The organism is Exiguobacterium sp. s91 (assembly GCF_018618915.1).
GTDB lineage: Bacteria > Bacillota > Bacilli > Exiguobacteriales > Exiguobacteriaceae > Exiguobacterium_A > Exiguobacterium_A abrahamii.
Window position 1 is genome coordinate 352,235 of record NZ_JACSMZ010000001.1, and the last position, 15,612, is coordinate 367,846.

At 47.5% G+C, this 15,612-nt stretch carries 16 protein-coding genes and 1 other annotated feature; of the genes, 13 read left to right on the forward strand and 3 right to left on the reverse strand.

The genetic code is table 11. The features are described 5' to 3' along the window. The first annotated feature begins 26 nt into the window (after positions 1–26). Together KNQ06_RS01715 and KNQ06_RS01720 are read left to right on the forward strand one after the other, a co-directional pair. Positions 27–683, forward strand: coding sequence for a response regulator transcription factor (locus KNQ06_RS01715; RefSeq protein WP_215147211.1), 657 nt, complete (start codon positions 27–29; stop codon positions 681–683). After that, complete coding sequence (locus KNQ06_RS01720; RefSeq protein WP_215147213.1) at positions 680–1,945, forward strand: HAMP domain-containing sensor histidine kinase; 1,266 nt, start codon at positions 680–682, stop codon at positions 1,943–1,945. Before KNQ06_RS01715 ends, KNQ06_RS01720 begins: the two co-directional genes overlap by 4 nt. Positions 1,946–2,028: 83 nt before the next feature. Here the strand turns inward: KNQ06_RS01720 and KNQ06_RS01725 are convergent, their stop codons facing one another. Further along, positions 2,029–2,532 carry a hypothetical protein gene (locus tag KNQ06_RS01725; RefSeq protein WP_029342519.1) on the reverse strand — a complete coding sequence of 168 codons (504 nt, stop codon included), beginning with the start codon at positions 2,530–2,532 and terminating at the stop codon, positions 2,029–2,031. A 137-nt stretch (positions 2,533–2,669) separates the two neighbouring features. Between KNQ06_RS01725 and KNQ06_RS01730 the strand changes: the two genes are divergently transcribed. From KNQ06_RS01730 to KNQ06_RS01755, 6 genes are all read left to right on the forward strand, one after another. Beyond that, positions 2,670–3,152 carry a hypothetical protein gene (locus KNQ06_RS01730; RefSeq protein ID WP_064299397.1) on the forward strand — a complete coding sequence of 161 codons (483 nt, stop codon included), beginning with the start codon at positions 2,670–2,672 and terminating at the stop codon, positions 3,150–3,152. A gap of 63 nt (positions 3,153–3,215) precedes the next feature. After that, positions 3,216–4,046 carry a GNAT family N-acetyltransferase gene (locus KNQ06_RS01735; protein ID WP_035410073.1) on the forward strand — a complete coding sequence of 277 codons (831 nt, stop codon included), beginning with the start codon at positions 3,216–3,218 and terminating at the stop codon, positions 4,044–4,046. Positions 4,047–4,334: 288 nt separating this feature from the next. Then, complete coding sequence (locus KNQ06_RS01740; protein WP_064299399.1) at positions 4,335–4,727, forward strand: hypothetical protein; 393 nt, start codon at positions 4,335–4,337, stop codon at positions 4,725–4,727. Positions 4,728–4,789: 62 nt separating this feature from the next. Further along, positions 4,790–5,027: a binding site (T-box leader), on the forward strand. A gap of 98 nt (positions 5,028–5,125) precedes the next feature. Further along, a complete protein-coding gene (locus KNQ06_RS01745; protein ID WP_214805402.1) occupies positions 5,126–6,634 on the forward strand; it encodes a peptide ABC transporter substrate-binding protein in 1,509 nt (502 codons plus the stop codon). 164 nt (positions 6,635–6,798) lie between these two features. Next, the gene (locus tag KNQ06_RS01750; protein WP_214805400.1) at positions 6,799–8,082 is read left to right on the forward strand and encodes a methyl-accepting chemotaxis protein; all 1,284 of its coding nucleotides are present in this window, start codon (positions 6,799–6,801) and stop codon (positions 8,080–8,082) included. A 212-nt stretch (positions 8,083–8,294) separates the two neighbouring features. After that, positions 8,295–9,509, forward strand: coding sequence for a flagellin N-terminal helical domain-containing protein (locus KNQ06_RS01755; RefSeq protein ID WP_214805398.1), 1,215 nt, complete (start codon positions 8,295–8,297; stop codon positions 9,507–9,509). Positions 9,510–9,907: 398 nt separating this feature from the next. Here KNQ06_RS01755 and KNQ06_RS01760 read toward each other — a convergent pair whose 3' ends face one another. Continuing rightward, entirely contained in the window at positions 9,908–10,741 is an 834-nt protein-coding gene (locus KNQ06_RS01760) for an endonuclease (RefSeq protein ID WP_214805396.1), read from the reverse strand. 127 nt (positions 10,742–10,868) lie between these two features. Here KNQ06_RS01760 and KNQ06_RS01765 point away from each other — a divergent pair, with 127 nt between their 5' ends. From KNQ06_RS01765 to KNQ06_RS01785, 5 genes are read left to right on the forward strand one after another with little or no spacing between them, the layout of a single operon-like run. Beyond that, entirely contained in the window at positions 10,869–11,225 is a 357-nt protein-coding gene (locus tag KNQ06_RS01765) for a flagellar protein FlaG (RefSeq protein WP_214727750.1), read from the forward strand. A 17-nt stretch (positions 11,226–11,242) separates the two neighbouring features. After that, positions 11,243–12,814 carry a flagellar filament capping protein FliD gene (gene fliD / locus KNQ06_RS01770; protein WP_214805394.1) on the forward strand — a complete coding sequence of 524 codons (1,572 nt, stop codon included), beginning with the start codon at positions 11,243–11,245 and terminating at the stop codon, positions 12,812–12,814. 16 nt (positions 12,815–12,830) lie between these two features. Then, a complete protein-coding gene (gene fliS, locus KNQ06_RS01775) occupies positions 12,831–13,199 on the forward strand; it encodes a flagellar export chaperone FliS (protein ID WP_035410054.1) in 369 nt (122 codons plus the stop codon). Next, positions 13,163–13,549 (forward strand): hypothetical protein, encoded by a 387-nt coding sequence (locus tag KNQ06_RS01780; RefSeq protein WP_353049184.1) that lies wholly within the window; start codon positions 13,163–13,165, stop codon positions 13,547–13,549. The genes fliS and KNQ06_RS01780 overlap by 37 nt, the downstream gene beginning before the upstream one ends. Before the next feature lie 27 nt (positions 13,550–13,576). Further along, entirely contained in the window at positions 13,577–13,753 is a 177-nt protein-coding gene (locus KNQ06_RS01785) for a hypothetical protein (protein WP_169738097.1), read from the forward strand. A 52-nt stretch (positions 13,754–13,805) separates the two neighbouring features. On the opposite strand, the gene KNQ06_RS01790 is transcribed toward KNQ06_RS01785, so the two are convergent. Further along, complete coding sequence (locus KNQ06_RS01790) at positions 13,806–15,545, reverse strand: sensor domain-containing diguanylate cyclase (RefSeq protein WP_215147215.1); 1,740 nt, start codon at positions 15,543–15,545, stop codon at positions 13,806–13,808. Positions 15,546–15,612 lie beyond the last annotated feature (67 nt).

The window sequence follows — 15,612 nt, forward strand, 5'->3', positions numbered from 1 at the left end:
GCTACACTAAGAGTGGAGGGATGACCATGAACGTACTATTGATTGAAGATGAACAAAAATTAGCGCAGGTGACGGCGCGTTTCCTTCGTCATCATGCGTATGACGTGACGATTGCTGGTTCGTTAGCAGAGGCGAAACAGTGCCTGACGACAGCGTTTGATGCCGTTTTGATTGACGTCCGCTTACCAGACGGTGACGGTTGGTCACTCGTACCAAGTATCAAATCACAATTTCAGCCGCCAGTCGTCTTCATGATGACATCACGCGGCGAGGCCGATGATCGCGTCTTCGGACTTGAACTCGGTGCCGATGACTATCTCGTCAAACCGGTCGTCCTGAAAGAATTGACGATCCGGCTTGAACGGGCATTAAAAGTCCGTCCGGTCGCTCGCCATGCGTTTGGTGACTTGACGATCGATGAGAAGGGACGCCAAGTCAAAACAGGTGAGCGGGCGATCAGTCTCGCAAAGATGGAGTTCGAACTGTTGCTTTACTTCATCGAACACCTCGGGGAGGCACTCAGTCGGGATCAGATTCTTGATGACGTCTGGGGGTACGCGTTTGGTGGCGATACCCGGACCGTTGATACACATGTCAAACAATTACGGGATAAGTTACCTGTCATTAAACAACAATTGAAGACGGTGCACCGGGTCGGCTATCGATTGGAGGCGATTGAATGAAACGGCGTCCTTTAATGCGTAAGTTTTTATACGCTGTCGTCGGTCCGCTGCTCGTGATGGGGATCCTCAGTTTCGTCTTGACGGCGTTTCTCGTCAATCGATTCGCAGAAGGCGAACGGTACGATCAACTCGCCCGGGAAGCGAACATCATTAAACAAGCGCTTGAAGCCGACACGCCGATACCGCGTGATATTCAAGGGTTTTTGACGACCGACGGATTGACGCAACGGATTGGCGCTCGCGGACCGGCGGGGCGGTTACCACTTCTCGACGATTTAAAGAAAGAAGACGTCATCGAAGTGCAAGACGAACGGTTGCTGACGTATCAGTTGACGGTTGATGGAACGCGCATCACGACGGTCCGACAAGCACCACTGGCGAGTAGTGCGCTGAGCGGTGTTTATCTCGCGATTGGACTCGCGTTACTGGTGACCCTGTTGCTCGCATCCTTACTCGCTTACTATATGGGACGGCACCTGACACGACCGATCGTGACGCTCCGTTCCGTTGCCCAGAAGATTGGTGCTGGCGAGGCAGACGTTGTCTTACCGGCACGACCGAAAGACGAAGTCGGTGAGTTGATTGACGCGGTCGACGAGATGCAAACGCAACTCAAACAGAAGGATCATCTACAGAAAACGTTCATTGCCGGCATCACTCATGACTTGCGGACGCCGCTCGCGATCATTCGAAACGAGACCGAGGCACTCGCGGCAGGTGTCATTCCCGTTGCTGAACTGCCCGACGTGACGACGAGCATCATCGAGGAGACGGATCGACTCGATCATCTGATTGATGAGACGTTGCTTTATTCGAAGCTTGCCGGTGGACGAATGCCGCTTGAAAGAACGGATGTGGCACTCGATGAACTCGTGCTTGCGACAGTTGAACGCCTGCGCGGGACGTTCACACAGGCAGGACTGACACTGGCGACGGAGCTGCAACCGGTTAGGCAGTCACTTGATCCACACATGTTCGAACGCGTCTTGATCAACTTTTTGATGAACGCCCGCTTTGCTTCACCCGTCGGCGGGACGGTCACGGTTCGCTTAACGCATGACGAATTGACAGTTGAGGATGAAGGAGCGGGAGTTCAGGCAGAAGACCGAGCGACGATCTGGGACGTCTACGTCAAACAAGAAGGCAGTGCCGGGCATGGACTCGGTCTTGCGATCAGTCGGATGATTCTCGATAGTCATCAGTTCACATATGGTGTCCGTGACCGGAGTGGTGGGGGAGCGGTGTTCTACGTTCGGTTTTAAACGGATTCTATCAGGCATACAAAAAGAGAGGTCAGTTTTCGGAAACCATTCCGGAACTGACCTCTCTTGAATTAATGTAACGATTATTGACCGTCGTTCGCATGAACGAGACTTGGTTTGACGAGAGTATAGAACTCATCGCTCATCCCGACACGGCTGCCCATCTGGCAAGCGAGTTCGAGTGTTTCCTTATAGAAGTTCGCGACAAGATCGTGATTCTTGATGTGCTCGTCTTGCATCGCCTTTTTGACCCCAAGGACGACTTTTTCGATTTGCTCATCGGCATCATTGCGGACCGGCACGACGTTTTCCGGAAGATCGACTTCCTTGTCGTGTCCGTTGAAGCGGAACGAGGCACCGAATCCGAGGTGCTCGAGGAAGAAGTGCGGTAACAGTTTACTAGCGAAGAACTGATGCCATTCCGTCTCTTTCATCGCTTCCATGTCACGCTTGAACGACGTCGTTGCGAGTGCATAACGATCGTGTGTATCCTTCATGAACTTCTCGAGGATCGGAACCTGCATTGCAAACGCATTCTTGAGCAAGTTATCGAGCTGTTCTTGCGTTAATTGTTCTTGTTCAGTCATCGCTTTAACCCCATTTCGTTTCGTTATCCCTATCGTAAGAAATTTAGACAATTCCGTCAAATCTTTTTCGAGAATAGAGTTTACCTATTTCACAAAAGGGAATCCATAACTATCGATCATTTTAAGGGGGAGTCAGCATGAAACGAATCGCAATGACAGGAGTCTTACTCGGAGCATGTCTGACTCCGGTGACGGGTTTTGCTGCAAGTAACGTGACATATAGTAAAGGGGTCGTCGCGAACGAATCGTTCGGCTATACAGTCAAGACGACGGACGCGTTAAAAAAGGCGATCCAACAAGATAAAGTCGAACTTGTCAAAAACAAGACGGTCAAATCGAAATACGGTGTTGTCACGCGAAGTGGTACGTTCGCCTTTTATTATAAAGTCAAAGGCGCGGATCAGTTGCTCGTCAATTTGAACTACGAGCCGAAGAAGCTCTCGAAAAAACAGTTCGACCGTGAAATCGGATATGGTACATATCTCGGGACGAAAGGTAGCAAAACGTACTACTACGTCTTACCGACGGAAGCCGTCAAAGGTGCTGTCGGTAAAAAAGCGATCGAGAACTTGATCGTCAAGGACGTCCCGCAGATGATGAAGACATTTAAACTGCAATGAGCACTAGCTTTTGCTAGTGCTTCTTTTGTTCGTTCGGTATAGTTGAAAATGAGGTGAATGAATATGGAATGGAACGTCACAGACGTCAAACAAACAACAGATGTATTACAACTCGAAAAATGTGTCAACGATCATGATGGCATTGAATTAAAGGTCGCAGCCGATTGGGTCGGCGAGAACGATTTCGCAATCTATGATGGCGAGCAATTGATTGGATATTTACAAGCATTCGCGTACTTACCGACGGAGTGGGAATTGAATGTCTTCGTTGATCCGGATTACCGAAAACAAGGCATCTTCACAGCACTCGTTGAAGCGGCACGTGCGCGGGCAACGGAAGCAGGCGTCGAAGCATTTACGTTCGTCATTGACGATGCAAGTGAGTCAGGTCAAGCTGTCCTCGAAGGGTTAGGTGCTGAGTACCGGATGACCGAGTACAACATGATTTTGAAGAAGGCGCAGTTGTTCTTAAAAGCCGATCCGGATTTCGAATTACGCGAAGCGACAGCAGACGACCGTCCGTTCATCGTCGAGACGCTTGGTAAATCGTTCGGGAATACGGACGAAGAAGCAGAGTCGATCTATCAAGCGATTGAATCTGACGACCGGATTACGTTCATCGGTGTCGCAAACGGCAAACCGGTCGGCGTCATCCGTGCTTACCTCGCTTCCGATACACAAGCGAGCATTCATGCGTTTGCGGTTCGTCCAGAAGCGCAAGGTAATGGTTACGGGAAGAAGATGCTGAAATTGATGGTTCAAGCGTTGTTCCGGACAGGTCGGACACAACTCGAACTCGACGTCGAGACGGACAATGACCGGGCACTTGATCTCTACAAAGAGGCAGGATTCGTTGTCCATCGTGGCTATCAGTTCCACGTGTTGGCGGTTTAAAATAATGAGCGATTGACGGATATTCCAGTGCATGCTGGACACTCAAGGTGCTCCACTCCTACAGGAAAAAGCGCAGTTGCGCTGTCAGAGACAAACAAGACCCGGCTTTTTGCTTGAAGCGAAAGAGTCGCGGCTTGTGTCTCGCCTGAGGAAAGGGAGCAAGACTTGAGTACATTCGTCGATTGCTTTTTTTTATGATTACTATTACAGAAACTAAACAAAAACGTTGGAACCTTTTCTGCAATTCGTCGTATACTAGACATATGGAAAAAAAGAGGAGGCGACGTCATGGAGAGTCGACAGGATTCATTGCGGACGTTGAAGTGGGTATCAGGTGGAATGGAAGCGGTGCTCGGGATTCCGCTCTTAGGTGGTTCAATCGTCATTTTCTCAGGTTACAATGCCCTGTGGTTGATGCTCGCGTTTCACATCGTCGTCGTCGTATTGACGGCACGTGCCGGGAACGTCTCAAAAGGGAACATCGTCGGGATCGTCGCATCAACGGTCGGTGTCATTCCGGTCGTCGGGATGTTCTTACACATGGCAGCAGCAATCACGATTCTCGTCGATGCAGCACTCAGTAACCGAATCGTTACACGAACACATGTCAAACACGTCGAACCGATTCGACCACGTCCGGTCCGTCGGGAGCAAGAAAAACAAGAAGATCATCCGTTCTGAGTTTTTTTCGTTGACAGTGAAAAACAAGCCGTGTAAAGTAAACAACAAGTTAAGCCATATCAATTACATCGACGACGCGGAGTAAGTATCGTCAACACTGCCGACCAAGCGAGTCAGGAATGGTGAGAGCCTGACACGGTAAGCTGAACGAGAATGGACCGCTGAGAGCCTGTTGAACCTTCGAGTAGACAGGACGGTTGCCCCCGTTACCGGGCTAGCTGGTTGTTGGACCAGCGACAAGTGGAGACGATTCTTCGTCTCAATCAGAGGTGGCACCGCGCGGATACAGGCGTCCTCTATGCATTAGCTGTTAGCTATGCGTAGAGGGCGCCTTTTGTTGTACGTCAAGGTATGCCGAATCATCCAACGCTCATCATATTTCTCAGGAGGCACTACACATGAAAAAGACATTGATCGCAGCGGCGAGCACGGCAGTCCTATTAGCAGGATGTGCAACGACAGAACCAGCAGAAGACAAACAAGCGGACAAAAAGGTCCTGCATACGATGGAAAGTTACGATCTCCTGTCGGTTGACCCGGCAGACGCCATCACATCAAACATCTTCAACCAAATCTACGAAGGACTCTATCGCTTCGACGCGAACAACGAACTTGTTCCGGCAGCAGCAAAATCACATAGCGTCTCTGAAGACGGAAAAGTCTATACGTTCAAGCTCGACCCGAATGCCAAATGGTCGGACGGAAAGCCCGTCACAGCAGAGAACTTCCGTTATGCGTTCGAGCGTGTCATCAAAACGAACTCACCGTTCGCTTACTTGCTCGAGCCAGTCGAAAAAACGACAGCGGTCGACGACGAGACACTCCGGATCGAACTGAAACGCCCGACACCGTACTTCCTCAGCATGACGACGTTCGGCACATATATGCCAGTCCGGGAAGACATCGTCAAAACTGAAGGCGACCAGTTCGGAACGGATCCAAAAACGAACGTCTACAACGGACCGTTCACGTTCAAGAAATATCAAGCCGAACAAGGCTATACGCTCGCGAAAAACGCTGAGTACGCAGACCGGAAGAACGTCAAGATCGACGAAGTCGACGTTAAAATCATCAAAGATCCGATGCTTGCGATCAACTTGTTTGAGTCCGGTGAACTCGATGTCGCGCCACTTAACTCGGAGAACGTCGTGACGTACAAGGATCAAAAAGAGTACAACACGTTCAGCGATTCGCGGATGTTCTTCATTCGGATGAATGAAAAGACGGATGCTTTAAAGGATAAGAAAACACGTCAAGCAATCGACGCGGCATATGATAAAAAAGCGATGACGGAAACGTTGCTCGGGAACGGATCACTTCCTGCTGACTACATCGTGCCGAAAGAACTTGATCCGAAATACGATGGTGCGCGTCAAATCGAATCGTCATATGATGTAACAGCGGCAAACAAAGTGCTGGCAAAGCAAAATCTTGAATTGACGATGTTGATCGAAGACGATGACGTCTCGAAAAAAATCGGTGAGTACATCCAAGGCGCGTTGAAGAAGCAGAATGTCGACGTTAAATTGTTATCACTACCGAAGAAAGAGCGTCTCGCCCGTGAAGGACGAGGGGATTACGATCTGTCACTCGCGAGCTGGGCACCAGACTATCAGGATGCAACGACATACTTGAACTTGTTCACGACCGGTAACCCGTTCAACATGATGGACTACTCGAACAAACAGTATGACCGTCTCTTGAAACAGGCTGAAAGTGAGCTCGATCAAGACAAACGTCTCGCCTTACTCAGTAAAGCGGAAAGCTTGTTGCTCGACGATCAAGCAATCTCGCCTGTCTACCAACGGAAGAATGCCTTCTTGCAAAACACGGAAGTCAAAAATCTTGCCCGACACAATGTCGGAACGGATATCTCATATAAATATGTTGAGATTGATCGGAAATAAGAAAGAGAGGGTGATGGATGATTTGATCCATCACTCTTTTTGGTGTGCTTTTGTCATCTCACCGGGAATCGTTTTTGAAAATCGGGTCAACTGACTTAAAACGGTTACAAAAGAAACCGATAGAGAGGACGGTGAAAGAAGATACAGGAAAGGGAGTTTCGGTTATGCGTAAATTACGAAGCAACTTGAAGGTACGGTTATTCTTTTGGGTCTTGGCCATCTCAGTCATCACGAGCGGCATCTCAGCCCAGCTCGTGCTCTATCTCCACCGTGGACTTGACGTCGCGGATACGAACGCGATTTGGTTCGGAGCAGGGATTGGCTTATTGTTATCGTTGATTGGGACGTCATTGATTCAGTTGATCTTGCGCCAACCGATCAAAGCAATCGAAAAGGCAACAGAAACGGCACGCGAAGTCGCAAATGGTAACTTCAACGTCGATTTCGAAGAAGCGAAGCGTGGGGATGAAGTTGACCAACTGATGCACGAACTCGAAGTGATGGTCTTACATATCCGCAAACAGGCGACACAGATGGGAAGCTCAAGCGATAAGCTGACAGCATCCGCTCAAGAGATTGCAGCAGCAGTCCAGGAAGGCAATGCATCGGGTGAAAGCATTCGTTCAGCAATGGCAGAGTTGTCAGCGAAGATGAACGAGAACGTTGATCAAGCGTACCTATCGATGGATGCCCTCGGTGCCGTCAAACGGACGATGGATGAAGTCGCGAAAGAAATGAATGAAGCGTTGAAATCGGCGACGGTCATGCAGACGGAAGCGCAGAACGGGAAGACACTCGCGACCGATTCCGTTGAAGCAATGCACATGATTTCGAAAAAGATGGAACAGTCAGCGACACTCAATGGTCGTTTGACGGATATGACAGGTGAGATCTCACGGATCACGGATGTCATTAGTGACATCTCGGCACAGACGAATTTACTCAGCTTGAATGCATCGATTGAAGCGGCACGAGCGGGCGAAGCAGGACGTGGGTTTGCCGTCGTCGCAGCAGAAGTCAAAAAACTGGCGGAACAGACAGCGACATCCGCAAAAGAAATCACCGATTTAATTTCTGGCGTCAAGCGTCTTGTTAATGATACAGCGAACGCAATGACCGATGTTCAAAGTGAAGTCGCAACAGGTGTCGGACTTGTTGAACAAGCGGGAGCGTCATTTGAAGAGATTCATCATTCGACAGAAAATGTCTACTCACGTGTGAAATCGGTTGACCAGCTTGTCGTCAAATCGGATCAAGAGATTGACCAAGTCGGCTTAACGACAGCGAATATCCTTGCAATGGTCGAGGAAGCATCGAAACACGCAGAACAAGTCTTGCAAGCGTCAAGTCATCAAGCGGCATCGCTCGGGGAAGTCAACGGGGCGATGGAAGAGCTTGTTGCAGTAGCGGAACAATTACAAGAAGAGACGGGTGCGACGCGTCTTTAAACAAAAAAATTGTACGTCCAAATTGGATGTACAATTTTTTTATATTTATTTTGAAGAAAGTTGTTAAACATTTCGAGCGTACGACGATATATAAGGTGGAAGCAGTCATCGACTCAATCCATCGTGTCACCCTTGGGCCGGCCAGGGGGCACATCTCGGAGAAGACGGATCTTCAAAGAGACGAAAAATTAATCCTATGGAGGGAAATTACAATGATTATCAATCACAACGTAACTGCGCTTAACACGCACAACAAATTGTCTGCAGCTACTGCAGCACAAAGCAAATCAATGGAGAAATTGGCTTCAGGTCTTCGTATCAACAAAGCAGGAGACGATGCAGCTGGTCTTGCAATCTCTGAAAAAATGCGTGCTCAGGTTCGTGGACTTGATCAAGCTGGACGTAACGCACAGGACTCAATCTCAATGATTCAGACAGCTGAGGGTGCATTGAACGAAACGCACGATATCCTTCAGCGGATGCGTGAACTTGCTGTTCAAGCTGGTAACGATACAAACACAACTTCAGATCGTGGTGAAATTCAAAAAGAAGTTAACCAATTGACTAGTGAAATTAACCGGATTGGTAATACTACTGAATTCAACGGTCAAAAATTACTAAATGCTACTTCTGGTAATGTTGTTGCTGGTTCGGCTGCTACAACAACACCTGCAACAACAATTGCTACAGCAGCTAACATGACTGCAACAGCAGGAAATACAGCTACAGCTGAAGCTCAAATTTCAGGAACGTTTACAGGAACTGCCAACGAAACTCTTACTATCGAAAAAACAGCAACTGGTTGGTCTGTGGATGGTGGAGCAAGTGATGTAACGCTTACTGGTACTACATTCACTTATAAAGGAATGCAAATCGAAACTTCAACAGCAACTGGTGTAGCAACTGGAGATTCATGGACACAAGCATTGAATACGGCAACAACAACTCCAGCAAGTGGAGCTAAATCAACGTTCTCTACTCAGGTTGGTGCAAACGAAAATCAAACAATGACACTTGAGTTCACTGATATGCGTGCTGCTGCTTTAGGTATCACTGGATCAGGTACTGGTTACACTACTGCTAATACTGTTACGGACGGTACAAATAACACTCCAGCAGAAAATGCACTTGATGTATCAAGTGCAGTTAATGCGGGAGCAGCTGTTACTAAAATTCAGACTGCGATTGACAGTGTTTCTGCTGAACGTTCGAAACTCGGTGCAAACCAAAACCGTCTCGAGCATACAATCAACAACCTCAAAACATCTTCTGAAAACCTAACAGCGGCTGAATCACGCGTTCGTGACGTTGACATGGCAAAAGAAATGATGAACCAAACAAAGAACTCGATTCTTGCACAAGCTGCACAAGCAATGTTGGCTCAATCGAATCAAACTCCGCAGGGTGTTCTTCAACTCCTTCGATGATTGATTCTACCGGGCGTCTAATCTGGTAACGGATTAGATCATGACTGGGTGAATTGCTGGAACTCCTGAGAGCCTTGATGTACGACAACGTGGCTGGAAACGGCGAGCGTGACCGTTTTGAAAAACATTAAGGATTGGACAATCAGCAGCCAAGCACCTGTAGGGAAACCTTGGTGAAGGTTCAACGACTAGGATAGACGACCTAATGGATTTATCCGATGGTTATGAAATCCGTACTCCGTAAACGGCGGGGGAAGTGCCCAGCTCCTAGTAAATCTAGGATGAAGATATAGTCTTATCATTAGCGAAAGCTAATGCGCGTAGCAAGCGAACCAACAGCCGCAAGGCGTTCTCCAATTACTCCGTTAATCGTAATTGGCACATATCGATTGTTCAGGTCACGGACTCGTTCCGTGACCTTTTTTTATGGCATTGAGTTTAGCGTAGACTGACCATGTTGACCGATTTAAGCGTTGAGCGATTTCTGATACAGGAACTTGATTTGCCGTGTCAGTCATTAGTTGTTCGATTTCTGATGCACTAAAGTACTGATTGGGTTTTGTACTTACGATTTTTACATGGGGATAATCCTGTTGTATTTGCTTCATTCGAATTTGCCAATCGAGTTTATACGAAAAATCAGGTAACTCATTTACATAAGGTGTCAAATAATCAAGAAATTGCATCGTATCTTCAAAACGAGTTGTTCGCAGGAAATATCCGGAACCATTTGACGTTTTGGCTACTCTAAAATGAAGTCGAAAATTATGATTTAACCATTCACAAAAGAGTGTTAATGAGTGTTTGGGGAAAGACTGAAGATAAAGCGCGATTGTAGGAGAAACAATCAGTTGTTGTTTAGATGTAAGGCGCTTTGAGACAATCAATGAACCGTCGTCAAGATAAAGGGTCAATAAGAAAAGTGGATGGTTACATAAAGGAAGTAAGTCGAAGGGAATATCTTTTTGATCAGAAGGATAAAAGTAAGGATAAAGTTCCGTAAGTAAAGGAAGTGAGCGCGAAACTAAGTTGTTTTGGCGGATATAAAGCAAATCAGGAAGTTGCTGTTGCTTCCATTCTCGATAAAATCGCTGTGACTCTCCGAAGTGTTCACGATAACTATTGTTCTTTCGTCTAGAACCGGGATAACACTTTGTGATTTCTCCATCTCCGAGAATACTAGCTAATAAAATAGCTTGTTGTGAAGCTGATAGCTTGTTTAGCAATAGCATTAATGTCCCTCCTTTTTATAGAAACATATGTTCCTTTTACCCGGAAATCAAGTTCCTTAAATTAATACTTATAAAATATCCGATTTAGCCGATATACTACATAGAGAAGAAAAAGGAGTGACCGACTATGAATTCCATTAATACGGAAATTCGCCTTCATCTACCTTCGAACGTCCTACCGTACGAAGCGACACGGAATGTGTTTGTGGAAGCGAATCAGGAAGCGCTAGCAGAAGAAGGAGTCGTTGTCCTACCGACACCACAGCATATTACAAAACTTGAAACAGCAATGGAACAAGCAAACATCAAACTTGAGCTTCAACGAACGGGTTTGAAGTTTGTCAAACATGAAAAACTAAACGAATTTTATATTCAAGTTGTCGATACGAATAATAACGTCGTGCAAGAGATTCCGAGTAAAAAGGAACTTGATTTTTTCGCGGCCTTCATGGAATTTAATCAATTGATCGATAAACGGATTTAACGGAAAGGGCTGATTGGATGGCAGGCATTCGACTGAGTGGTCTTGCGAGTGGAATTGATACCGAAACGATGATTAAACAATTAATGCAGGCGGAGCGAGCACCGGTCGATCGATTATCGCAAAAGAAACAGACATTGACATGGCAACGCGATGCGTACCGAGAGATGAACCGGGCATTACTTGATTTCCGAACAGCTGCAAGCGATATGCTGTTGTCGAAGAACTATCAATCGAAGACGGTTACGAGTTCAAATCCGACGGCATTGACGGTAACAGCAAGTCCAGCAGCATCATCTGGTAGTGTGACAATTGACAGTATTGATCAACTGGCTAGTGCGGCTTCGGTAACTATGGTCGCAGCAAGCGGAAAGAAAAGTGATGCAACACTTGAAGAGAGTGGATTATTCACGAAAGATGCGAATGGCAAAATCAACGTCCAAATCAATACCTTCGATGCGACAGGTAAAGCGGTAACTGAGACATTGCAGCTTGACGCAACACAAAAAATCTCTGACTTAACAGCGGCAATCAACGGTAAAACAAGTCTCGGGATGAACGCTGTTTTCAATGATTTAACAGGGAAACTCGTTTTAACGAAAACAAGTACCGGTAACTTGAATCCAAACGGTGCCGACATTTCGATCGTCGATGCATCAGATAATACTGCGAAGGTGAATTCACAAGACGGTACATTCGGTCGTGAAGGACAGAATGCCAAATATACGATAGGTGGACAACAACTTGAGCAGACAACGAATACGTTCACGCAGAACGGTCTGACGATCACGTTAAACAACGTCGCGACGACGGCAACGACGATCAATACGACACTCGACACACAGAAAAACTTTGATTCGATTAAGAACTTCGTTGATAAGTATAACGACGTCATTGATAAGATGAACAAGAAAGTTCGTGAAGAAAAGTATCGTGATTATCAACCATTGACGGATGCTCAGCGCAAGGAACTCAGCGAGGACGAAGTCAAGAAGTGGGAAGAAAAGGCAATGAGTGGTGTCCTCAAAAACGATAGCTACTTACAAGACGGCATGAATCAGTTCCGCAGTGCGATCTCATCAAAAATTGATACCGGTTATTCATATACGTCAGGAACGGATACAATTCAGCTTCAGTATATGTCGCAAATCGGAATCACTTCAACGAGTGATTTCCGAGATGGTGGGAAACTAAAAATCGACGAAACGAAATTGAAAAAGATGCTCGAAGAACAGCCAGAAGGTGTCTATAAGCTATTCACCGCTGATGCGCCGGAGCCCACGAAGGACGCGCAAGGGAATACGATTCCGAATCCGAATGGACTCGATGGATTCGTTCGTCAGATTCAAGGATTCGCAACAACACTCCGCGATAAGATTTCTGGAGTCGCTGGGCGTGACGGAGCGGTTGCGACAACTTATCGACTTGGCAAGTCTCTCGCTGATCTCGATAAAAGCATGCTGTCGTGGGAAGACAAGCTAAAACGAAAAGAAGATAGTTACTATCGCCGATTTGCGGCAATGGAACAAGCAATGAACCAGGCGAATAGTCAGTCGGCGACGCTTGCTGGTTATCTCGGACAAGGACAATAAAAAGGAGGAAACGCGAATGAACCCTTATGCTACGTATCAGACGAACTCGGTAACGACAGCGTTACCTCAAGACTTAACATTGATGTTATATGAAGGACTGATCAAATTCTCGATGCTTGCAAAACGTGCCATCGAACAGAAGATGATCGAACAAAAAAATACGAATATCCAAAAGGCACAAGCCATCATCAGCGAGTTGCAATTGACGCTCAATCAATCAATTGCCTTATCAAAAGACTTGAACAGTTTGTATGACTATATGCAAACACGCTTAATCGATGCCAACGTCAAAAACGATTTGGTGGCAATCGACGAAGTGATTGGCTTTGCGGAAGAATTCCGCGAGACGTGGAAAGAAGCGATGAAACTCGCGCGGCAACGATGAGTCCGCTCGATCCGCTTCGCCTAAAGACGAAACGATTGATTGAACTGCTTGATCAAACCCCGAGTGAAGAGACATATGACGAATGGATCGAGAAGATTCAGGGTTTGCTGAACGAACGAGAAGCCTTCATTGCGGCACACTCGAATCTACTAGCCGGTGCCAATCAAGCCGTCATTCAGGAACTCGTCACTGATAGTCGGAAAATCGACTTGAAATTATCAGCAGAAACGGCTAAATTAGGGGTACAAATCAGTCAGTTGCGTCAGACGCAAACGAGTCGTAAATCGTACGTTGATCCGTACGAAGAAGTCGATCATAGTTTTTCACCGTATTTTGATTCTCGTCAGTAACTTTCTTGTGTGAGGGAGGGATCTTTCGTGACCAAGCGGGAAGACAAGAAACGCCCCGTACCGCAGCCGTATTTCCAATCGGACGGCTCGTACGATCAGTTCATTGAACCGGACGTCGAATCGGAATCATGGGAAGAGTTCGAACGCCCTGTCTCCGATGCACCGGATGCCTATGAAGAAGAAAAATATCGTCGTGAGTCGTAAGCTCATGACAAAAAATGCCCTGTCCATTTACTTGGACAGGGCATTTTGCCGTTCATTTAAAGCGGTAGGCGTTCTTCTCTTCCTGTTTGACGGTGTACATCGCTTCGTCGGCGCGAATCAATAAGAGACTCGTCGTCCGCCCATCCTCGGGATAACGAGCGATACCAATTGACGGCGTGACCTGCATCGCGGTCGCGTCAAAGAAGAAGGGATCATTCAAGCGAAGGAGGACGTTCTCAGCGTAGGTGATCGTCTCCGCACGACTGCGGGCGAGGAAAACGATGAATTCATCTCCACCGAGTCGAGCTGCTACATCATCCTGCGTTAAATCGAGCTGTAAGCGCCGTGCTGTCTCCTGCAAGACGTAGTCACCGGCGTCGTGACCGTAACGGTCATTAATTTGCTTAAAGCCGTCGAGATCAATGAATAGAAGCGATCCTTCGGTTAAGGTTGCGAGCTGCGCTCCAAGGTGATCCTCGAAGTAACGGCGATTCGGAAGTGCTGTCAAGGCATCGTGATAGCCGAGTTCCTGCAGCCATTTTTCTTGCGATAAGGCTTCTGTTAGGTCGGACAGAATGACGTACAAATCAGGCTCACCGGGAATTGGAATCAACGTCACTTCGAACGTCCGTCCGTCGACGGGGCGCATTAGCAATTGTTTTTCACCGGTCTCGAGTTTCAGAAATGCCGCAATCAATTGATCGACCAAGGCATCAGGAACGTAACCGTGCGGGAAGTAACGTTCTGCTGCTGGGTTCATCGCTTTCTCATGCCCATTGCCGTCGAAACGAATGATCGGTTGTGGGTGGGCTAGGAACAGGCGGCGATACTCTTCCTTCCGGAGTTCGAGTTGCGTTGTATGGCGGTCAATTCGGTGTGTCAAATCGACTTCGAACGTCTCGAGTTCCGTTAGTAACTGACGATTGAGACGTTCGGAGAAAAATTGCCGGAACATAAACAATGAGAACAAGATGATTAGCGTCGGGAAGTAGACATCCTGCGCCATCGGAAGGAACGTGATGCCCGTCAACAGAACGAGCAGACTGATATACGGCAAATACGGTCGTCCGAGTCGGTCGCGTGCCGGTTGCTTCGGTGGCACGTCCTTAAAGTAGACAGCTAGCTCAAACAAACTGACCGCATAGAGCGGGAAGAAGCAAGCAGCGAACGTCAACTCATCACGAATGAAGAATGTGTAATAACCTAAGTTCGCCAAGATGAATACCATCATCGCCTGAATCAGTCGTCTGTGGATCGGTCCACGGAGTCCTGTCGCATACAAAATCAAAAAGAAGAACAACTGCGCAATGAAACTGATCGCGTAGCCGAGCATGGCGACGAATTCGATATCGGAGCGGGCGAACGTTGGTAAGTGACGCAAGATGACCGTATAACCAAAGACAAAGACCATCCCGAATAAGAGCACACCGTCAATATAGAGTAACCGTGCCTGACGAATCGAAGACCAGTCGATCAATCGGGCAAAGGCGATAGCGGTCAATATCAAAAAGGCAGTCAACGTCAAGTTGGCAACAGAGTCGACTTCCGGCGGATGCGGGAAGAAGGTCAGGATAAAGTTGATCCAGAGACCACTTGCGAACAAGAGAATCGCGATGCCGACCGAGCGTTCCGAGTGCTTCGGGAAGAACCAACGCCTGGCTTGAATCGCGACGAACGTCACAGCAAGTAGCGTCGCAAGAACAGCGACTAGCGGAACGAATGCTGTTCCACTGACAAGTAGCATCAGCCCGTAGGTGATCAGTAAATAAAGAATCGGTAACGTCGGTCGCATCGCGGACCTCCTTTCCTGAAACAGTGTGTTGGCTCTTTTCGACGAGCGGTGAAAAAAATCCTTGTCC